This window comes from Kutzneria kofuensis (genome assembly GCF_014203355.1).
GTDB classification, from domain to species: Bacteria; Actinomycetota; Actinomycetes; order Mycobacteriales; family Pseudonocardiaceae; genus Kutzneria; species Kutzneria kofuensis.
Map to the genome: position 1 here is coordinate 1718210 of NZ_JACHIR010000001.1, position 20977 is coordinate 1739186.

The following is a 20977-nucleotide window of genomic DNA, read 5'->3' on the forward strand; positions in this document are numbered from 1 at the left end:
GGAAAGGTCCGTTCCGAACGGTGAAGGCGGCTGGGCGGTTACCGTGCGTGCTCGGCGGCGACGGCGCGGACGCGGTGCCGCACGGCGAACCAGCCGAGCACCAGCAGCAGGACCACGCCCGGGATGGCGTAGATCATGATCCGGCCGGCCGGCACGTCCCAGTAGCTCAGCGCCAGCACGAGCACCAGGAACGCCAGCGTCAGGTAGTTGGTGAACGGGGCCCACGGCAGCCGGTAGGCCGGCCGCTCGATCTCCCCGCGCCGGGCCTTCCGCTGCAGCGCCAGGTTGCAGATCATGATCATCGACCACATGCTGAGGATGCCCAGCGCCGAGAAGTTCAGGGCGATCTCGAACGACTCCCCGGGCACCACCAGGTTCAGCACCACGCCGAGCACGTACACACAGGCGGTCAGCAGCACTCCCCCGTACGGCACGCCGCCGCGGCTCATCACGCCCAGGAACCTCGGCGCGGACCCGGCGGCGGACAGCGACCGCAGGATCCGCCCGGTGGAGTACAGACCCGAGTTCACGCTGGACAGGGCCGCGGTCAGCACGACGATGTCCATGATGCCGGCGGCCCCGGGCACGCCGAGCGAGGACAGGAACGTCACGAACGGGCTGACGTCCTTGTCGTACGAGGTGGACGGCATCAGCATCACCAGCAGCAGCACCGAGCCGACGTAGAAGATGGCGATGCGCCAGCCGACCGAGTTGACCGCCTTGGGAATCACCTTGCGCGGCTCGGCGGTCTCGCCCGCGGCGACGCCGACCATCTCGATCGCGGCGTACGCGAACACCACGCCCTGCAGGATCAGCACCGCCGGCAGCAGCCCGTGCGGGAAGAAGCCGCCGTGCTCGGCGATCAACGCCGGCCCGGTGGCGTTGCCGTCGATCGGGGTGCGCGAGACCAGCACCACGATGGCGATCACCATGAACGCCACCAGCGCCAGCACCTTGATCGCGGCGAACCAGAACTCCAGCTCCCCGAACAGGGTCACCGACACCATGTTCACGGCGAGCACGAGCACCAGCGCCCCCAGCGCCGGGATCCACTGCGGCACGTTCGGCCAGAAGAACTGCACGTACTTGGCGGCCGCGGTGACGTCGGCGACGCCACTGCAGGCCCAGTTCAGGAAGTACATCCAACCCACGAAAAACGCGGACCGCTCACCCAGGAACTCCCGCGAGTACGACACGAACGAGCCGGAGCTGGGCCGGTGCATGACGAGCTCGCCCATGGCCCGCACCACGAAGAACGCGAACACGCCGGCGATCGCGTAGACGATCGCCAGCGACGGCCCCGCGGTCACCAGCCGGCCGCTGGCGCCGAGGAACAGGCCGGTGCCGATGGCCCCGCCCATCGCGATCATCTGCACCTGTCGGCTCTTGAGGCCCTTGTGGTAGCCGGCGTCGCCGTCGTCCACCGCGACGGTCTCCGAGGTGTGCGACATGGGGTCCTTTCGGCCGCGGATTACCCCGTTTGTAGCAGAGTGATCGGACCGTCACGCGCTGGAGGCGATGTCACGGGGCGAACGTGACATCTGTCCCGGGCGAACGGTCCCCCGGTGGGGCATGGTTTGCTCGTGGACGTGAGTGAGACGACGGGGGTGCGGCTGCGGGCGCCACGGCACCGGATCAGCCGAAAGGCGATTCCGTACTGGACGGTGCGCGCGCTGCCGGGGTGGGTCGTGCTGCTGGCGATCGAGATCGCCGTGAAGGTGCTGCCGGACGACCCGCCGGGGACGTGGCTGGTCGCGGTGATCGTGGCGACCGCGGTGCTGGCGCTGGTCCACCTGGCCGTGATGCCGAGCTGGCGCTACCGGGTGCACCGCTGGGAGGTCACGCCGACCGCCGTCTACACCCAGTCCGGCTGGTTCGACCAGGAGTGGCGGGTCGCGCCGCTGAGCCGGATCCAGACCGTCGACACCGAGCGCGGGCCGTGGGAGCAGCTGTTCGGCCTGGCCAAGGTCACCGTGACGACCGCGTCCGCGGCCGGCCCGCTGCACATCCACGGCCTCGACCTGGACGTGGCCCGGCAACTGGTGGACGACCTCACCGCGGCCACCGAGGCCAGCGAGGGTGACGCGACATGACCGAGCTCGACGTCGCCGCCGCCCCGCCGCTGAACGAGCCGCCGGAGTGGTTGCGGCTCAACGGGAAGATGGTGATCATCAGCCCGCTCAAGGAGGTCGTGCGGGCGGCGGTGCCGCTGGTCGCGGTGTTCGTCGCCGGCATCAGCACGCACAACTGGTGGCAGTGGCTGTCCCTGGTCGGCGTGGTCCTGCTGATCGCGCGTGGCGTCACGCACTGGGCGACGGCCCGCTACCGCATCACCGACGAGCAGGTCGAGCTGCGCTCGGGCCTGTTCAACCGGAAGACGCGGGCGGTGCCGCGGGACCGGATCCGCACCGTGGACATCACCTCGGAGTGGCAGCACCGGCTGGCCGGGCTGAGCGCGCTGAAGATCGGCACGGGTCGTCAGGACAAGGGCAAGGACGACGAGCTGATCCTGGATGCCATCACCAAGGCGGAGGCGGAGCGGCTGCGCACCCTGCTGCTCACCAAGGCCGTGCCGGCGCCGGCCGAACAGTCCGTTGTGGACGGACAGCCGCCGGAGGCCGAACTGGTCCGGGTGGACCGCCGCTGGACCTGGTACGCCCCGTTCACGCTGTCCGGCATCGCCGTCGTCGCGGCGGCGTTCGGCGCGGTCTGGCATTTCGCCAACGACCTGCACATCCGGCCGGACGACTTCGAGATCATCCGCGCGGCGCTGGGCGTGGTCGGCACGGAGTCGCCGTGGCTGCTGATCCCGGCCGCCGCGGTGGCGCTGCTGGTCGTCGCGACCATCGCCTCGGTGCTCGGCTACATCCTGTCGTACTGGAACTTCTCCGTGACCCGGGAGCAGAGCGGCACCCTGCACATCCGGCACGGCCTGTTGAACACGCGGTCGGTGTCGATCGAAGAGGCCCGGCTGCGCGGCGTCGAGGTGAAGGAAACGTTGCCGCTGCGCCTGGTGCGCGGCGGGCGCGCCACCGCCGTGGTGAGCGGCCTGCGCACGGGTCGCGGCGACGAGCGCGGCGGCGGCCTGCTGCTGCCGGCGGCGCCGGTCGCACAGGCGCACCTGGTGGCGGCGAAGGTGTTGCGGGAGCCCACCGATCCGACGACCGCCGCGCTCACGCCGCACCCGGCGGCCGCTTTGCGCCGCCGGATCACGCGGGCGGTGGCGGCGGTGCTGGCGCTGGCGTTGGTGGCCTGGATCGGCTACCAGCTGGACATTCTGCCGTTCTGGGTGTGGATCGTGTTCCTGGTGCTGACGCCGTTCTCGGCCTGGCTGGGCTACGACCGGTACCGCAGCCTCGGGCACACCCTGGCCAACGGCTACCTGGTCAGCCGCTCCGGCTCGCTCGTGCGGGAGACGGTCGCGCTGCGCAGCGACGGCGTGATCGGCTGGCGGGTGCACGCCTCGTACTTCCAGCGCCGGTCCGGGCTGGTCACGCTGGTCGCGACGACCGCGGCCGGGCGGGGCGGCTATCACGTGACCGACGCCGGTGCGAGCCACGCGCTCGCCTTCGCCGACGAGGTCGTCCCCGATCTGGTGGCCCAGTTCCTGGAACCGGCCACATAGGACAACTCCGGTGTTAGTGTCCGGTCCATGTCTTGGATTCGGGGGGCCGCCGTCGCGGCGGTGGCGCTGACGCTGGGCGGGTGCGGCACGACGATGGCGGGGCAGGCGGAGCCGGTGCTCGGCGCGCAGGCCAAGATGAAGGGGCCGCCGGACCGCGACGGTGACGCGGTGCTGACGGCGCTGCGGCAGCTCGACGCGTGCGCGCTGCTGGACGGGCCGGCGATGGCCGCCGCCGGCCTGCCGCCGAACTCGCACCCGATCCCACGCGGGCCGCACGCCTGCTCGTTCAGCGTGGACCGGGTGTTGGACGACTCGGTCGACGTGATGGTCGGCAAGAAGACGGGCTTCGCGGCCAAGCACCGCGAGCTGCCGGTGACCATCGCCGGCGCCAAGGCCTACCTCGACGACCTCACGATGGGCGACCACTCCGAGTGCGCGGTCGACATCCCGGTCAGCTTCGTGATGTCGATCGAGGTGCGGGACAAGCCCGGCTTCCAGTCCAGGACCAACTCCTGCGACCAGGCCAAGGCCGCCGCGGCCGGCGTGATCGGCAAGCTGGGCAACCCCGACTCGGTCACGGTGCCGGCCTCGCGGCCGCTGGCCAACTGGGACGGCTGCTCGCTGCTGACCGCGGCGCTGCCCGACCTGGACCCCAAGAAGGTCAGGCTGGAGATGGACTCGGCCCGCTCGCCGTACGACAGCTGCTCGGCCAGCCAGGACGACGGCAAGGGCACGTCGACCTCCCTGGGCCAGGTGGAAGTCAAGTACGACTCGGATCCGCTGTCCGGCGCCAACCGCACGCCGCGACAGGTCGGCGACAAGACCGCCAACGTCTCCGACATGAGCACCAGCTGCTACGTCGAGTGGGGCCTCGGGCCGTCGGGCTCGCCGGACAAGCTGTACGACACCGTGACCGTCGAGGTCAAGCTGAAGGGCTGCGACGCCGCGACCGCGCTGGCGGTGAAGATCCAGAAGGCGCTGGCCGGTCCCGCGCCGACCGGTGGCAAGCCGCAGCGGCCGCTGGTCTACCGCCCCGACGAGCCGGACACCGACGCCGTCGGCGCGTGCCTCGACTTCGCCATGGACGACGGCAACTGCGCGCCGTACCAGCCGTTCACGCTGCCCGCCTCGTTCGCGCAATGGTTCCCCAGCACCGACGACCAGCCGGCGATCGGCTGCGCGCTCGCGGTGGACGCGGTCAAGGAGGTGTTCGGAGACGCCTTCAAGCCCGTGGTGTGGGGCCAGCACTGCTTCTTCGTGGAGCCGACGCACGCGCTGACCATAACCATCGACGTGTCCACCCAGTACGCGCCGGCCAAGTACGGGGCCAATCCGCAGCTGTTCTCCAACGTGCAGACCGTGGCCGTGTCCGGCAAGCAGGCCAAGGCCTTCACCAACACGATCCACACCAGCAAGCCCGGACACCCGGCGTACGACGAGTACGACGTCTATGTGTCGCCGCACAACAACATCGAGCAGCCGGGCATGATCGCCGGCCTGGCCCAGGCCCGGACACCCCGTGGCAGCAACCAGGACGCCGTGGCCGACGTCAGCAAGCTGCACGACCTGGACAAGGTCATGGCCAAGATCATCGCCAAGTACGTGCCGTGAACGGAAAACGGGCCGTTCCCCCGCGGGGAACGGCCCGTTTCGGCGTCTCAGCCCAGGTTCTGCGGAAGCTGCGGCTGAACCGACTGCTGCTGGGCGGCGGTGTCGTTCTGCGCCACCAGCGCCTGCGACTGCTCCTTGGACAGCTCGCTCACGAAGCCGCAGTACGTGCACTGCAACTGGTAGCGGCTGCTCACCGGGAACAGCGGGATGAAGAACAGCGTGAACTTCGTGGTGAACTTGCGCAGCCCGTGCGCGGCCGGGTTGTGGCAGTTGTTGCACACCAACATCGTCATCAGCAGTTGCTGCACGTATCTGCGGAAACCCCAGATCAGCAAGAACACCGTCTTCTCCACCCCTGAGTCGGACCTTGGGCGGGAGCTTACAGCGCCTGCCACCCGTTCGGGTCCACTCCACCGGGAATCTCGGCGGTGGTCTCGTACGGCTCCCGGCTGAAGATGAACGTGGCCAGGTCGAGGTGGCTGATCGAACCGTCCGTTCGGCGCACCACTCGCAACGTCTCGCCCGCGTAGTAGCCGTCCAGGCCGAGCCAGGTGTCCTTGCCCGTCGGCCGGAACCGCGACGCGCGGCCGCCGGTGCCGGTGAGCGGCGTCAGGCTGATCCAGCCGTCGTGCAGCAGCCGCAGCGCCCGCGGCGCCGGGCCCCAGTACCAGGTTCCGGTGAGGGCCAACAGCTCCGGATCGACCTCCGGCAGCGGCGCCCACTCGACCGGCAGCGCCGGCTCCAGCGTGGAGATGATGTCGATCAGGTCCGTGCACAGCGTCGGCACGTCGACGCCGGTGGTCGTGTTGGTCATGCCGATGGCGGCGGTGCCGCTCTCCGGATGCATCCACACCGTGGCCAGGAAGCCCGGCATCGAGCCGGTGTGCCCGGCCAGCCGGCGGCCGCGGTTGCGGGCCAGCTGCAAGCCGAGGCCGTAGCCGCCGGTCCACTGCTCGCCGTCCTCGACGACGGCCGGCTCCCGCATCTCCGCCACGGTGTCGGGGCGCAGCACGCCGCCGGTGTCACCGCCGACGACGCGGGCCCACCGGGACAGGTCGGTCAGCGTCGACCACAGCTGGCCGGCCGGGGCCATCGACACGGCGTCGTGCGCCGGCTCCGGCAGCAGCACGTCCGCCCACGGGTGCACGGCGAAGCCCTCGGCGTGCGGCTTCTCCGGCATCGGCGTGGTGCGGGTCATGCCCAGCGGCTGCAGGAGTTCCGTGCGGACCGCCTCCAGCCAGCTGACGCCGCGCAGCCGCGCCACCAGCTCGCCGAGCGCGCCGTAGCCGAGGTTGGAGTAGTGGAACCGGCGGCCGGGCCGGTGCTTGAGCTCCTCGGCGCCGACCCGGTCGGCCATCTCCGGCCACTCGACGCCGGGCGTGCGCTCCCACCACTGGCCCGGCGACTCCGCGGTGATGCCGCCGGCGTGCGCGAGCAGCTGAGCCACGGTCACGTCGCCGAAGGCGGTGCCCGGCACGTACTTGTCGTACGGGGCGTTCAGCTCCACCTTGCCCTCGTCGCGTAGCCGCATCACCAGCGCGGCGACGAACGTCTTGGTGATGGAGCCGATGCGGTACTGCGTGTCCACTCCGGGCACTTCGCCGGCGACACGGCCGCGGCCGCCGCTCCACGCGATCCGGCCGTCGCGCACCACCGCGGCGACGAGCGACGGGGCACGCTTGGCGGACTGCTCGGTGGCGACGCGCTGGAGCAGGGCGCGCTCGGTGGTCGGCAGCAGGGGTTCGATGGGCACGCCAGGTCCTTCCCGTCAACAGCGCGTAGCGGCGGAGGCGGGCCGTTAGCCTGGCAGCCATGGCTCGCACCCGGCTCTACCGTAACGGCGTCCTCGTCGCCGAGGACTTCAACCCCGCGGAGATCTCCGACCACCTGGCCGAGCCCGGGGTGGCGATGTGGCTGGACATGTGCGAACCGGACGAATCGGATCTGGTCACCATCAGCGAGGAGCTGGGGCTGCACCGGCTGGCCGTCGAGGACGCCGTGCACGAGCACCAGCGGCCCAAGCTGGACCACTACGACTCGCACCTGTTCATCTCCGCCTACCTGGCTGCCGTGGATCCGGTCACGGAGCGGCTGAGCACCAGCGAGATCTCGGTGTTCATCACCCCCGCCGCGCTGGTCACCGTGCGCAAGGACGACGGGTTCGACATCGAGAAGGTGGTCGCCCGCTGGGACGCCGCCGCCGACCTGGCCAAGAGCGGCGTCGCCTACCTGCTGCACGGCGTGCTGGACTTCGTCGTGGACAGTCACATCGACGCCGTGCAGCTGCTGGACGAACGGATCGAGCAGCTGGAGGAGGTGCTGTTCGAGGACTCCGTCGACCTGCGGCCGCTGCAGCGCCGGTCCTACGGGCTGCGGCGCAGCCTGATGGGGCTGCGCAAGGTCGCCGGGCCCATGCGGGAGGTGCTGGAGGGCGTGCTGCGGCACGGTTCCCACCTGGTCGACCGCACCATGCGGCCGTACTACGGGGACGTGCAGGACCACGTGCTCAAGACCGCCGGCCGCATCGAGTCGCTGCGGGAGCTCGTGGCGACCCTGCGGGAGACCGAGCTGACCGTGCAGGGCAACCAGCTCAACATGATCATGAAGAAGGTGACCTCATGGGCCGCGATCATCGCGGTGCCGACGCTGATCACCGGGTTCTACGGGCAGAACGTGACCTACCCCGGCATCAACACCGAGTGGGGCTTCTGGGTGTCGAGCCTGGTGATCGTGGTGGCCTCGGTCGCGCTGTGGTGGTCGTTCAGGCGGCGCGGGTGGCTGTAGTGGCCCGGCGGCCCTTCGCCGCGTGGTCCCGCTGTGGTCCTTCCGCGGCCGCGACCGGCTGTAGTACCTTGTCCCCGTGTCCGCGCGTCAGAACATGAACTGGTGGCCCGCCTGGTAGGCGGCCCACTCCCACGCGCATCCCGCGGCCGTCTCATCCGAGGCGGCCTTTTTGTTGCCCCGTCTCGGTTGTGACGGCCCCTTCGACAAGGAGCCCCGACCGTGCTGCTCGACCGCATCTCCGCCGCCCCCGCCTACGCCCTGCTGCGCCGCTCCCCCGACGCCGTCGACGTGCTCGTCGGCGACGTCGTGGAGATACCCGCGCTGGCGGACATTCCCCTGTCCGACAAGGAAGTGCTGGCGATCGTGCCGTACCGGCAGATCGCCGAGCGCGGCTTCGAGTGCGTCGACGACGGCGCCCCGCTGCTCGCCCTGCTCGTCCGCGAGCGGGAGACCGTGTCGTTGGACGACGTGCTGGCGCGGGTCCCCGACGTGCCGTTCGAGCTGGTCGACGCCGGCTTCGACGTGGACGACGAGGCCTACGGCGAGATCGTGCGCAAGGTGCTCGCCGAGGAGATCGGGCAGGGCGCCGGGGCCAACTTCGTCATCAAGAGGACTTACACCGCAACGATTCCCGACTACACGCCGGCGACCGCGCTGGCCGTGTTCCGCCGGCTGCTGCTCGCCGAGCGCGGCGCGTACTGGACGTTCCTCGTGAACACGGGCTCGCGGGTGTTCGTCGGCGCCACCCCCGAGCGGCACGTGTCCGTGACCGACGGCATCGCCATGATGAACCCGATCAGCGGCACCTACCGTCATCCCGACGGCCGTCCCGACCGCGCCGAGCTGCTGGCGTTTCTGGCCGACGGCAAGGAGACCGACGAGCTGTACATGGTCGTCGACGAGGAGCTCAAGATGATGGCCCGGGTCGCCGGCCGGGGCGGCCGCGTGCTCGGGCCGTACCTGAAGGAGATGTCCCGGCTCACCCACACCGAGTACCTGCTCGCCGGTCAGACCACTGTGGACGTTCGGGAGGTGTTGCGGGAGACCATGTTCGCGCCCACCGTCACCGGCAGCCCCTTGGAGAACGCCTGCCGGGTCATCGCCCGCTACGAGCAGCGTGGTCGCGGCTACTACGCCGGCGTGCTGGCCTTGATCGGCCCGCACGGCTCGTCCCTGGACGCCCCCATCCTGATCCGCACCGCGGAGATTTCCGCTGATGGCGCTTTGCAGGTCTCCGTCGGCGCCACTCTCGTGCGGAACTCCGTGCCCGACAACGAGATCGCCGAGACCCACGCCAAGGCCGCCGGTGTTCTGTCCGCCCTGCACGGACGGTCCACCCCGGACGGTTCCGGCGTTTCCTTCGCCGATGACGTCCAGGTGCTCAGCGCCTTGGCTTCCCGCAACGACCGCCTGGCTCGTTTCTGGCTGGAACACCGCTCAGCGACCGTGGGCCCTTTCAGCGGCAAGCGGGCTCTTGTTGTTGATGCCGAGGACACCTTCACCGCCATGCTCTCGCACCTCCTCCAGACCCTCGGCCTCTCCGTCACCACCGTTCCCCACGACTCTCGCCCCGTCCTGCGTGGCTACGACCTCGTCATCGCCGGCCCCGGCCCCGGCGACCCCCCGTGAACACTCCTCCCCCAAGATCGCCGCTCTGCGGGGCATCGTCCGTGACGTCCTGGAGTCCGGCACCCCTCTGCTGGCCATCTGCCTGGGCCACCAGGTCCTGTCTTCCCTGCTCGGCTTCTCCCTGATCCGCAAACCCCAGCCGTATCAGGGCATGCAACGCTCCATCGACTTCTTCGGGCGGCAGGAACGCGTGGGCTTCTACAGCACCTTCGTCGCTGTCGGAGACGTCCCCGGCCTCTCCATCAGCTCCGACCCTGATACCGGCGAAGTCCACGCCCTGCGAGCCCCCGGCTTCGCCTCCACCCAGTTCCACCCCGAGTCGGTGTTGACCGAACACGGCATCGACATCCTGGCGGAGCTCCTGACCGGCCTGCTGTAACCGCAGCCTGCCGCTGACATCCGATGGGGCTCCCGCCCACTGCGGGAGTCCCATCGCGGCAGCGCCCCTCGCCTCGGCTACATGCGGCGGGTGACGGTGGTTACGGGGCCTTTCTGGGCGATGCCGGAGTTGGCCAGCCAGCCGTCGAGCTGCTGCTGGACACGGCCCAGGGTGGGGCGGCGGGCGGGATCCTTGTCCAGGGAGGCCATGAGCAGGCGGCGGTGGACGGAGCGCTCGGGGAGCTTGGTGTTGGGCTCGGCGTTGGCGCCGGCCAGCAGGGCGGCCATGGGGTTCTCGCGGGTGCCGCGGGGAGGGTGGCCGGTGAGGGCGTAGCTGACGGTGGCGGCGAGCTGCCAGGCATCGGAGGCGGGGCTGGCGGATTCGCCGCGGGCGACCTCGGGGGCCAGGTAGTCGGGGGTGCCCATCATCATGCCGGTGGCGGTGAGGGTGGAGTCGCCACGGCGGCGGGCCAGGCCGAAGTCGATGAGGTGGGGAATGCCCTCGGGATCGATGATCACGTTGGACGGCTTGAGGTCCCGGTGCAGCACGGACTTCTCGTGGGCGGCGGTGAGGGCGCCGGCGAGGGTGGACCACAGGCGGGCGGCGGCGACATCGTCGAGAAGGCCGTTGCGCTGCATGGCCTGGGCGAGGGACAGGCCCTCGACGTACTCCATGACGATGGCGATGCCGTCATCGTCCTCGAGGATGTCGTAGACGTGGACGCAGTTCTCATGGCGGACGGCGGCCAGGGCGCGGGCCTCCCGGTACATCCGCTCCTGGGTGTCGGCGTCGGAGGTGTGGGCGATCTTGATGGCGACCTGGCGGTTCAGGTTGGCGTCCATGGCCAGCCACACCTTGCCGAAACCGCCGGCGCCGAGCTGGCGGATGCGACGGAACCGACCGCCGAAGGAGTCGCCGGTGCTGTCGAACTTGGTGGGGGCGTCCAGCGGGTTGTAGACGGTCTTGTCGGGGTCCGGCGCGGGCGGCGTGGCCCACGGCAGCGGACCCGGAGTCATGGCCAGGCCGGCGGCCGCGGGGTCGCCGGCCAGGGACGGGCCGGCGGGCTGGACCCGGGTGGGAGGCGGAGGCGGACCGCCGACCGGCGGCCCGGCGGGGTGAACGCGGGTCGGCGGGGGCAGCTGCCGGGGCTGGACCTGGGGACGCGGCGGCTGGGGCTGGGTGTACGTCTTCGTGGGCGGGTTCTGCCGGGGCATCGCGGCCTGCGTCTGCGGCTTGGCGGGCGGCAGCGACGGCGGAACGGGGCGCTGCTCGCTCAACGCCTTGGCCCCGGCATCAGCGGTGGACGGGTGCAGCACGGCGTCGCTGGGGGTGCCGAGCAGCTTCACGGCCAGCACGCCGACGGCGCTCACCGGCAGGAAACCCAGCCACAGCACCCCGACCACGCCGGCCGGCAGGTTGAGGGTGGCGAACACCAGGATGATGAACGGGGCGTAGTACAGCCGGGCGGGCCAGCGGGCACCGCCGCGGAACGCGTTCTTGGCCTGCTTGGTGATCCAGAACAGCACGAAGGCGGGCACCACGATCAGGGAGGCGATGGCCAGCAGGCGCACCGGCTCGCTCTCGTAGCCGGTGATCGCCCGAGCGGCGAGCGTCGAACGGGCCAGCAGGTTGTCCTGGCTGGTCAGCACGTAGCAGAAGGGGTCCTGCAGGCTCCCGCCACCGGACAGCCGGTCCGGATTCTGCAGGGCGGCGGTGGCCCCGGCGAACGCTGAGAACGGCAGCAGCAGGTTGCCGACCACGCCGATGCCGGTGAACAGGATCACCATGATCGGGTTGTAGTTGTTGCCGCTGACCTTGCGAATGAGGGCAACGAGCATGGCCGCGGCGATCGGCGCCACGGCGAAGAAGCCGCCGGCGAGAAAGGTCGTCAGCAGCCAGTCACCATTGCAGACCCGCAGTCCGAACGCGCTGTGCAGTCCAGAGAGCAGGCCGATCACCAGCGCGCCGACACCGTCCACGCAGCCACTGTATCGCCGAGGCGCGGGTGGTAGCCCGGACAGCTCACAACCGATACGCCCGAGAGACCGGCTCGCCGTTTGCGCAAACGCCCCCTCCCTGTGTCACATGCTGTCCGCATGTGACACAGGGAGGCAACTACACATTCGAATGTGCCGGAAACCTCCATTCGGTGTGCCGGAGAGCGGGACTCGCCGGGGTCAGGGGAGGGTCCAGGACTGGGCCACGGAGTTGTTGCAGTCGTAGATCTGCAGCTGGGTGCCGTTGGTGGTGGTGCTGTTGGGGTCGTCCAGGCAGCGCCCGGACTGCGGGTTGACCAGGCCGGCGCCCCGCACCTGCCACTGCTGCGCCCCGGTGCCGTTGCAGTCGTAGAGCTGCACCTTGACGCCGTTCGCGGTGCCGGAGTTCACCACGTCCATGCACTTGCCCATCACCTGAAGGGTGCCGTCGCCGGGCGCCGCCCACCGCTGCGCGTTGGTGCCGTTGCAGTCGTACAGCTGGATCGCGGTGTTGTTGCCGAGGCCGCTGTGGTTGTCGTCGACGCACTTGCCGGCCAGCGCCGACGTGATCGGACCGGTCTTCACGTACGGAGCGCCGGTGCCGGGGTAGGACGGCGGCGGGGAGGAGGCGGCCCACGAGGTGTTCGCGGTGGTGCCGAGCACGTAGTCAAGCGTCCCACCGGTGTTGACGATTGACGGCGGAAGGAACGCATTGTTCCACGTGGATCCATTGAGCGACAACGATTGCACGTACGGCGCGTTGTCGGCGGCCTGCGGCGCGTTCACGGTCAGCGTGTGCCCGCCGGGCAGCGTGACCACGGCCTGCGTGAACATCGGGCTGCCCAGCGCCAGGTCGGCGGTGCCCGGCGTCTCCGGGAACATGCCCAGCGCCGACCACACGTACCAGGCGCTCATGGTGCCGAGATCGTCGTTGCCGGCCAGGCCGTTCGGCTTGTCGGTCCAGATCTGGTCCTGGACCTGCCGAATCACCTGCTGCGCCCGGTACGGCTGGCCGACGTAGTCGTACTCCCACGGCAGCTCGATGCTGGGCTCGTTGCCGAGATCCGACTTGCTGCCGCCGGCGCCGTCGAAGCCGGACAGCACGCTGTTCAGGTAGCTGACGTACGCCGCGTTGCCCCCGAAGGCCGTGGCCAGCCCGTGAATGTTGAACGGAACCATTCCGGTGTACTGCCACGAGGTGCCCTCGACGAAATTGCTGCCGCTGGTGGCACTGAATCCACCGGTCCACGAGCCGTCGGCCTGCCGAGGCTGCATGAACTTGCTGGACGTGTTGAACACGTTGGCCCACTCCTGGGCGCGATTGGCGAATCGGGTCTGGTTCGCCGTGTCGCCCAACGCGCCGGCGAAGGCCGACAGCGCGAAGTCGGCGGTGTCGTACTCCAGCTGCGTCGACACCGGCCCGTAGAAGTTGCAGCAGTTCCACTGGCCGTTGGCCGGCAGGTAGCCCGGGGTCGTCATGTAGTTCTGACCAGGGCGGATGTTGTTCTGCACGGACGCCTCGTGCACCATGGCGGTCAACGCCGTCGCCGTGTCGAAATCGCGTGCGCCGAACGCGTAGTAGTCGGCGAGAATGGCCGTTCCCGGGTCGCCGACCATCACGTACGTCTCGCCGTTGTTCAACGACCACTTCGGCAGCATGCCGCTCTGCGAATAGTCGTTGACCATCGACTGCGCGATGTCGCTGACCTTGTCCGGGGCCAGCAGCGCCGACAACTGGGCCTGTGAGCGGTAGATGTCCCAGCCGGAGAAATTGGCGTACTGGGCGTGACCGGCGGCGACGCTGTGCACCTTGTTGTCGAATCCGATGTACTGCCCGTTGACGTCGGAGAACACGTTCGGATGCAGCAGCGAGTGATACAGAGCCGAGTAGAAAGTCTGCTGCTGGGCGACGGTGCCGCCGGCGATCGCGATCCGGCCCAGCATCGAGTTCCACGCCGCGTGCGCGGCCTGGTGCACCGAGTCGAAGTCCCACTGCGGGTTCTCGGTGTCCCGGTTGCCCTGCGCGTTGGCTGTCGACACGTACGAGACGCCGACCTTGGCCTGCACGACCTGGTCGGCGGTGGTGTCGAAGGTCAGGTATTCGCCGGACGGCCCGGCCAGCTGCGGGGAGGCGGTCCGTGGTTGGGCCGGCGCGCCCGGACGCGCGGTGTCCGGCGCGGGACCCGAGTTCAGAGCGCTGAAACCGCCGCTGGTCGTGAACGGATGATCGAACTTGGCGGCGAAGTACACGGTGTAGGTCGGGCTCGCGCCGCAGAAGTGGCCGGTCGTCACGGAGCCGACGACCTCGGTGTTGCTGACCACGGTCACGGTCGTGTTGCTGACCGAGGTCTGGCTGCCGGCGAGCTTGATCAGCAGGTTGGCCTGCTTGGTCGCGGGGAAGGTGAAGCGCCCCATGCCGGATCTTGTGGTCGTGGTCAGCTCGGTGGTGATGCCGGAGTTGAGCTTGACCTTGTAGTAGCCGGCGTCGGCCTGTTCGTTGGCGTGCGAGAACGGCGCGGTCGCGGAGCCGTTGACCGCGCCGGTCGTGGGCAGGAACGGCACGTCGCCCATGGCGCCGCAGCCGGGGCCGGCGATGTGGGTGAGGCTGAAGCCGGTGATGGAGGTGTCGTTGTACTCGTAGCCCCCGCCGTCGGGACGGCTCGGCGTGTCGGGGCTCCACTGGACCATGCCGAACGGCGTGTCGGCGCCGGGGAAGTCATCGGCGGCGTTGCTCGTGCCGATGAACGTGTTGACGACGGATGCAGGGTCGGCCACCAGGGTCGGCTGCGCCGCAGCGGCTTGCGCGGAGGGAAGCTGGCCCAGGGAAATCAGCAGGGTCGCCAGCGCGGCCAACGCCGGCGTCGGGGATGACGCCATCAAGTTCATCCTTTCGCGATGACATCGTTGTCATGTCCACCGATGTGAACATCGGCCGCCATCGCGACACCCCGCACCGCCGTGCGGCCGATCATGGCCACTGGTCACGTCCACCATGCGGCCCAGGGACGAACCGGATTCATCTTCAGGACCCGTTGACCTCGGCCGTTCCGCCGCGTAGAAAAGCACTGCCGCGCGCCACCGCCATGCCGCCCTCGTTCCGCACGGGTGCGGCTCGTTCCTCGTGAGGACGTGGATAGGTGATCGGACAGCTCGGTGCTGCGCTGGCGACAACGGTGGGCCTGGTCCTGGCCCCACTGTGCCACGACGCGGCCTCGGTGAAGGCCCCGCACACCGTCGTGATGGACGGCCACGCCCTGGCCGCCACCAAGATCCAACTCGTGACGGGCACCGCGTCCAAGGCGACCCGCACCGCCTACAACCTGCTCATCAAGACCGCCGACGCGGACCTGACGGCCGGGCCGTGGTCGGTGATGGACAAGCCGCAGACCCCGCCCAGCGGCGACAAGCACGACTACATGAGCCAGGCCCCGTACTGGTGGGCCGGCCCCAAGACGCCGGAGAACCCGCAGGGCTGCCCGTACGTCAACAAGGACGGCCAGCGCAACCCCGAGGCCGACGCGATCACCGACCACACCTACCGGATGGTGGCCTGGGACGCGATCCGCGACCTGGCGCTGGCCTGGTACTACAGCGGCGACCCGAAGTACGCGGCGCGGGCGGAGCTGGACATCCGCACCTGGTTCCTGAACCCGGCGACCGCGATGAACCCGAACCTGAACTTCGCGCAGCGGATCCCGTGCAGCACCAAGATCTCCGGCACCGGCATCATCGACTCCTCGCAGAGCCTGACCCAGGTGCTGGACGCGATCACGGTGCTGGAGTCCGGCGCGCCGGGCTGGAGCGGCAAGGACAGCACCGGCCTCAAGGCGTGGTTCACCAAGTTCCTGGACTGGATGCAGACCAGCCCGCAGGCCAAGCTGGAACTGGCCGCCACCAACAACCACGGCAGCTTCATCGACCAGCAGAACGCCGCCATGGCGGTCTACGTCGGCAATACCAAGCTGGCCAAGAGCATCGTCGAGTCGGTCAAGACCAATCGGATCGACAAGCAGATCAAGCCCGACGGCAGCCAGCCGCTTGAGCTGTCGCGCACGATGTCCTGGCACTACGCCAACTTCAACCTGGTGGCGCTGGGCCGGCTGGCCGAGATCGGCAAGAACCTCGGCATCGACCTGTGGCACTACACCGGCCCGAACGGCGGCAACCTGCTCAAGGCCGTCGACTTCCTGATCCCGGCCGCGGAGAAGGGCCAGAGCGTCTGGCCGTGGCAGCAGATCAACGTGTTCGACCAGTCGATCGCCGTGGACATCTTCCATGCCGCCGCCGAGCAGGGGCACGACAAGGCCGCGGGCGCAGCCATCGCCAAGACCCCGGTGCCAGCGCTGGGTGACCTGTGGCCGGTGCGGCCCGGCGTGACCTCGCTGGACCCGCCGCTGAAGTAGCGGCAACGGGGTGGCGCCGCTGGCGCCACCCCGTTGTCCTCAGCTCAGGGGCTGGCTGAAGCGGATGGCGTTGCCGAAGGGGTCGCGCAGGCCGCAGTCGATGCCGTAGTCGCGCTTGGTCGGCTCGTCGGTGAACTCCACGCCCTTGGCCAGCAGCGTCTCGTAAGTCTTCTGGCAGTCGTCGGTGGTGAAGAACAGGGTGCCGGCCATCGCGCCCTTGGTGAGCAGCTCCCGCACCTGCGCGGCGGTCGCCTCGTCCATGCGGGGCGCGCCGGGGCGCTCCAGCAGGATCTCCCGGTCGGGCTGACCGGGGACGTTGACCGTCAGCCACCGCATGAAGCCGAGGTCGGCGTCGGTGTGGACCTCCAGGCCGAGCTTGCCGACGTAGAAGTCGAGGGCCTGGTCCTGGTCGAGCACGAAGATCTGGGAAATGGTGAGCGCGTTGAACATGTCGCAGACGCTAGTGGCGGCGCCCGCGCACCCGCTTATCCAAAACTGCTGGGTCTCATCCAGGACATCGCGAAGCAGGTCGGCACGGCGGCGAGCGGCCCGCGGGAGCGGTAGGCCGACGGCGACTCGCCGACGATGTCCCGGAAGGTGCGGCTGAACGTGCCGAGGCTGGTGAAGCCGACCTCCAGGCAGATGTCGGTGACGCTGCGGTCGCACGACCGGAGCAGGAACATGGCCCGCTCCACCCGGCGCCGCTGCAGGTACCGGTGCGGGGTCTCGCCGAAGGTGGCCCGGAAGGTGCGGATGAAGTGCGCCTCCGACACGTGCGCGACCCGGGCCAGCGCGGCCACGTCCAGCGGCTCGGCGTAGTGCCGGTCCATGGTGTCGCGGGCCCGCAGCATCCGACGGTTGGTGTCCTCCACGGCACGGCCCACGTCCAGATCACACCACATGATGGGAACGATTGCGGGCGGCCCGACCGGGTGAGGATGCTCGGATCATGTCCACCACCAGCGGCGTGCTCGTCGGCAATCCCCGTCCCGCTTCCCGCACCCTCGGCGCGGCCGTCGCGCTGCGCGATGCCGTGCACCGCCTCGTTCCCGACGTCGAGACCGGCCCGGTCGTCGACGCGGCCGAACTGGCCCAGCAGGTGTTCGCCCCGGGCGCGACCGAAGTGAAGGCGGCCTTGGCGGCGCTGGGGGAAGTGAATGTGCTCGTCGTCGCCTCCCCCACGTACAAGGCGACCTACACCGGCCTGCTCAAGGCCGTGCTCGACCAGGCCCCCGGTGGCTGGCTCAAGGGCGTCGTGGCGCTGCCGCTGCAGGTCGCCGCCGCCGACAAGCACGCCCTGGCCGTCGACCTGCACCTGCGGCCGGTGCTGGTGGAGCTCGGCGCGACCGTGCCGGGGCCGGGAGTGTTCGTGAACGAGGCCCGACTGAACGGCGACCACGAATTGCTCACCGGCGAATTGGCCGCCGAACTGGAGTCGACCGGCGTCGCCAATACCCTCCGGGCATTGCTCACCACCGCGAAGGTCTGACCGGCTTCCACTGGATTACGGGCAGTGTCTGTTAACTTACGGCAATGTCTGTAGCGGCAAGAATGAACCGGTTGCCGGTGACGAGGTCGCACCGGTTGGCCACCGTCGCGGTGGGTCTCGGCCTGTTCTTCGACATTTACGAAATCTTCCTCGCCGGCACGCTTGCCAACGTCCTGGTCGCGAACTTCCACCTGGACAAGGCCATCCTGCCGGCGGTGCTGTCGTCGACGTTCATCGGCATGTTCGCCGGCGCGATCCTGCTCGGCCGGCTGGCCGACCGGATCGGCCGCCGCCGGGCATTTCTGGCCAGCCTCGGCGTGTATTCGGTGTTCTCGCTGCTGGGCGCGTTCAGCATCGGGCCGTGGACGCTGATGGCGAGCCGATTCCTGGCCGGGCTGGGAATCGGCGCCGAGCCTGCGGTGTCCGATACGTACCTCGGTGACCTGTTGCCGCCGAAGAAGCGCGGTCTCTACACGGGAATCGCGTACACGCTGTCCTTCTTCGGCGTGCCGGCGGTCGGCTTTCTCGCCGGCTGGCTGGTGCCGCTGGGGCCGGACGCGTGGCGCTGGCTGTTCGTGTTCGGCGCGGCCGGCGCGGTGATCGTGTTCCTGCTGCGCACCGGGCTGCCCGAGTCGCCGCGCTGGCTGGAGTCGGTCGGACGGCACGAGGAGGCCGAGAGGATCGTCGCCCGGTTCGAGGCCGAGGCCGGCGCCAACCTGCCCGAGCCGGCCGCCGACGAGGCGCCCAACACCACCGGTTCGGTCGGCGCGCTGCTGCGGCCGCCGTACCGGAAGCGGACGCTGATGATGGCCGTCTTCCACCTGCTGCAGACGTTCGGCTACTACGGCTTCGGCACGCTGGTGCCGCAGGTGCTGGCGGCCAAGGGCTATCCGATCGTGCAGTCGCTGGTGTTCAGCGCCATCACCTTCGTCGGCTACCCGGTCGGCGCCGCGCTGTCGCTGCCGATCATCGAGCGGGTCGAGCGCAAGCACCTGGTGATCGCCTCCGGCCTGGGCATGGCGGTGTGCGGGCTGGCGTTCGGCTTCTCCTCGTCGACGGCGCTGATCCTGGCCTTCGGCTTCCTCTACACCGCCATCAGCAACGTGTTCAGCAACGCGTTCCACGTCTACCAGGCGGAGATCTTCCCGACCGCGCTGCGCTCCACCGCCGCCGGCTCCACCTACTCGCTGTCCAGGCTGTCCAGCGCGGCCATGCCGTTCGTGCTGGTGCCGCTGCTGCACGCGACCAACTCGGCGGTGCTGTTCGCCGTGGTCGCCGCCGCGATGATCGTCGTCGCGCTGGACGTGGGCCTGTTCGGGCCGCGCACCACCGGCCGCGACCTGGAATTGGTCAACGTCTGAGCAAACCCATCGGCCTACTCGCGCGTAGATAGAGGATGTGGGACGACTGACGGCGAGTGGCCGACTCCGGCAGGCCCGGCAACACACCCGGCGCGCGGCGCAGCCCCTGGCCGCGCCCGCGCAGCCGCCGCGCCCCGAGCGCAAAAAGCCCGGGGCCGGCTGGCTGGTGTACGTGTTTCCGCTGGTCATCGCCCTGACGGCGATCACCGCGTTCCGGGTCGTCAAGGAGGAGCCGCCGGCGGAGCCGACGCCGACCCCGGTGGTCGCCGGCTCCGCCACGCCCGTGTCCATCGGCGAGGCCCCGCCCGGCGCGAAGTTCGCCAAGCAGCTCGCCTCCGCCCAGCTGCCCGACGGCGGCCCCATCCCCGGCCCGGGCAAGGGCACGTTCCACGTCGTGCCCGGCACCTCGGCCCAGGTCGGCAAGGGCAAGCTCACCACGTACACCATCGAGGTCGAGGACGGTTTCCAGCCGGTCGGCGGGGACGCGCTGTTCGCCGAGACGGTGCAGAACACGCTGTCCAACCCCAAGAGCTGGATCGGCGGCGGTCAGATCGCGCTCAAGCGCGTCGACTCCGGCAAGGCCGACCTGCACATCCGGCTGGCGTCCCAGGAGACCACCCGCGGCCCCAAGGTGTGCGGCTTCGACATCCCGTACGACACGTCCTGCCGCCTCGACGACAACGTCTACCTCAACGACGCCCGCTGGGAGCGAGGGGCCGTCGCGTTCCAGGGCAACATCCTGCTGTACCAGCAGTACGCCGTGAACCACGAGGTCGGGCACTTCTTCGGCGGCAACCACCTGCCGTGCGCGCAGAACGGCGGGCTGGCGCCGGTGATGATGCAGCAGACCCTGAGCACGGCCGACAACGACCTCGCCGACCTCACGACCCAGAACCCGCAGGGCATCGTCGTCCCGCACGACGACAAGGTCTGCCAGCCCAATCCGTGGCCGTTCCCGGTCGCCGGCCAGGGCCAGTGACCTCCAGGCTGGGGTACGGTGGCCACGTCGGGAGCAACTCGCACGTCGGCGTAGGTGCCGGCGTCGGCCCCGGCGATCCGACCCGGCCTCGCCTTCCGGCCGGAGACGGGAGCGCCGACATGACGTCGGACCGCGTACACAGTGGTGACAGCGCCCGGATGTCCAAGGTCCACGCGGACGCCCAGCAGGTGTTCCGGACCCAGCAGGCACTGGCTGCTCGAACCGTGGCCGACCACGCCGTCGACGCGGCGGACCGCGGCACCCTGCTGGAAATGCTCGGCCTTGTCGACGAGGACAGCGGGCCCGACGACGTCGCGAGGGCGCTCACCCTCGGCCTCTCCGGCTATCTGCGGGCGGTGGCCGACGCGGTCGGCGAGTCGGCCGACGGCACCTCGTGCGAGGTCAGCGACACCGCCACCGCGTACATCGGACTGACCCGGCGCGGGCCGCGATCCGGCCGGGACCTGATGCTGGTGTGGAGCGAACGCGACGGCTGGGCGGTGCTGGTGGAAACCGATCCGACCGAGTCGCCGATCGTCGTGTCCCGTTTCGGCGGCGACGATCCGGCCCCGGCGCCGTGGGTCGTCGCGCGCTTCGTCGCCGACACGCTGACCGGCGTGCCGGCCCAGCCGCAGGCCCGCGCCCACCACCGGCAGGACCGGCGGCTGCTGGCCGACCGGCTCGCGCGCTACGCCGCGCCGGCGGACTTCGGCTAGCCGACACGAATCCGCGCCCGGCGGG

Annotated in this window: 18 protein-coding genes; 11 read left to right on the forward strand and 7 right to left on the reverse strand. The window is 69.9% G+C overall.

Annotated features, from left to right (window positions below):
* Positions 1-38: 38 nt before the first annotated feature.
* Complete coding sequence (locus BJ998_RS07800; protein ID WP_184859822.1) at positions 39-1451, reverse strand: amino acid permease; 1413 nt, start codon at positions 1449-1451, stop codon at positions 39-41.
* Between the two features lie 138 nt (positions 1452-1589).
* Between BJ998_RS07800 and BJ998_RS07805 the strand changes: the two genes are divergently transcribed.
* From BJ998_RS07805 to BJ998_RS07815, 3 genes are read left to right on the forward strand one after another with little or no spacing between them, the layout of a single operon-like run.
* Positions 1590-2093: a PH domain-containing protein gene (locus BJ998_RS07805; RefSeq protein ID WP_312889981.1), complete on the forward strand. Its 504-nt coding sequence runs from the start codon at positions 1590-1592 to the stop codon at positions 2091-2093.
* Positions 2090-3625: a PH domain-containing protein gene (locus BJ998_RS07810; protein ID WP_184859824.1), complete on the forward strand. Its 1536-nt coding sequence runs from the start codon at positions 2090-2092 to the stop codon at positions 3623-3625. The genes BJ998_RS07805 and BJ998_RS07810 overlap by 4 nt, the downstream gene beginning before the upstream one ends.
* A 27-nt stretch (positions 3626-3652) precedes the next feature.
* On the forward strand, positions 3653-5236 hold the full coding sequence (locus tag BJ998_RS07815) for a DUF3558 family protein (protein WP_184859826.1): 1584 nt from the start codon (positions 3653-3655) through the stop codon (positions 5234-5236).
* A gap of 47 nt (positions 5237-5283) precedes the next feature.
* On the opposite strand, the gene BJ998_RS07820 is transcribed toward BJ998_RS07815, so the two are convergent.
* Together BJ998_RS07820 and BJ998_RS07825 are read right to left on the reverse strand one after the other, a co-directional pair.
* Positions 5284-5577: a zinc-ribbon domain-containing protein gene (locus BJ998_RS07820; protein WP_312889982.1), complete on the reverse strand. Its 294-nt coding sequence runs from the start codon at positions 5575-5577 to the stop codon at positions 5284-5286.
* A gap of 38 nt (positions 5578-5615) precedes the next feature.
* Positions 5616-6983 (reverse strand): serine hydrolase domain-containing protein, encoded by a 1368-nt coding sequence (locus tag BJ998_RS07825; RefSeq protein WP_184868510.1) that lies wholly within the window; start codon positions 6981-6983, stop codon positions 5616-5618.
* 65 nt (positions 6984-7048) lie between these two features.
* Between BJ998_RS07825 and BJ998_RS07830 the strand changes: the two genes are divergently transcribed.
* The 3 genes from BJ998_RS07830 (at position 7049) to BJ998_RS48535 (ending at position 10028) form a co-directional block, all read left to right on the forward strand.
* Complete coding sequence (locus BJ998_RS07830; RefSeq protein ID WP_184859827.1) at positions 7049-8020, forward strand: magnesium transporter CorA family protein; 972 nt, start codon at positions 7049-7051, stop codon at positions 8018-8020.
* 219 nt (positions 8021-8239) lie between these two features.
* Positions 8240-9649, forward strand: coding sequence for a chorismate-binding protein (locus tag BJ998_RS07835; RefSeq protein WP_312889983.1), 1410 nt, complete (start codon positions 8240-8242; stop codon positions 9647-9649).
* The gene (locus BJ998_RS48535; RefSeq protein ID WP_312889984.1) at positions 9600-10028 is read left to right on the forward strand and encodes an aminodeoxychorismate/anthranilate synthase component II; all 429 of its coding nucleotides are present in this window, start codon (positions 9600-9602) and stop codon (positions 10026-10028) included. The genes BJ998_RS07835 and BJ998_RS48535 overlap by 50 nt, the downstream gene beginning before the upstream one ends.
* Positions 10029-10105: 77 nt before the next feature.
* Here BJ998_RS48535 and BJ998_RS07840 read toward each other — a convergent pair whose 3' ends face one another.
* Positions 10106-12007 (reverse strand): serine/threonine-protein kinase, encoded by a 1902-nt coding sequence (locus tag BJ998_RS07840; RefSeq protein WP_312889985.1) that lies wholly within the window; start codon positions 12005-12007, stop codon positions 10106-10108.
* A gap of 198 nt (positions 12008-12205) precedes the next feature.
* Positions 12206-14881, reverse strand: a complete 2676-nt coding sequence (locus BJ998_RS07845; protein ID WP_184859829.1) for a lectin — start codon at positions 14879-14881, stop codon at positions 12206-12208.
* Between the two features lie 260 nt (positions 14882-15141).
* Here BJ998_RS07845 and BJ998_RS07850 point away from each other — a divergent pair, with 260 nt between their 5' ends.
* Entirely contained in the window at positions 15142-16407 is a 1266-nt protein-coding gene (locus BJ998_RS07850) for an alginate lyase family protein (protein WP_312889986.1), read from the forward strand.
* A 39-nt stretch (positions 16408-16446) separates the two neighbouring features.
* Here the strand turns inward: BJ998_RS07850 and BJ998_RS07855 are convergent, their stop codons facing one another.
* Positions 16447-16857, reverse strand: coding sequence for a VOC family protein (locus BJ998_RS07855; RefSeq protein WP_184859831.1), 411 nt, complete (start codon positions 16855-16857; stop codon positions 16447-16449).
* Between the two features lie 35 nt (positions 16858-16892).
* Positions 16893-17309: a helix-turn-helix domain-containing protein gene (locus BJ998_RS07860; RefSeq protein WP_246488548.1), complete on the reverse strand. Its 417-nt coding sequence runs from the start codon at positions 17307-17309 to the stop codon at positions 16893-16895.
* Positions 17310-17356: 47 nt separating this feature from the next.
* Between BJ998_RS07860 and BJ998_RS07865 the strand changes: the two genes are divergently transcribed.
* The 4 genes from BJ998_RS07865 (at position 17357) to BJ998_RS07880 (ending at position 20952) form a co-directional block, all read left to right on the forward strand.
* On the forward strand, positions 17357-17896 hold the full coding sequence (locus BJ998_RS07865) for an NADPH-dependent FMN reductase (RefSeq protein WP_184859833.1): 540 nt from the start codon (positions 17357-17359) through the stop codon (positions 17894-17896).
* A 44-nt stretch (positions 17897-17940) separates the two neighbouring features.
* On the forward strand, positions 17941-19257 hold the full coding sequence (locus tag BJ998_RS07870; RefSeq protein WP_184859835.1) for an MFS transporter: 1317 nt from the start codon (positions 17941-17943) through the stop codon (positions 19255-19257).
* A gap of 37 nt (positions 19258-19294) precedes the next feature.
* Positions 19295-20236: a DUF3152 domain-containing protein gene (locus tag BJ998_RS07875; RefSeq protein ID WP_184859837.1), complete on the forward strand. Its 942-nt coding sequence runs from the start codon at positions 19295-19297 to the stop codon at positions 20234-20236.
* A 158-nt stretch (positions 20237-20394) separates the two neighbouring features.
* Positions 20395-20952 (forward strand): DUF6292 family protein, encoded by a 558-nt coding sequence (locus BJ998_RS07880; RefSeq protein WP_184859839.1) that lies wholly within the window; start codon positions 20395-20397, stop codon positions 20950-20952.
* The last annotated feature ends 25 nt before the right edge of the window (positions 20953-20977 follow it).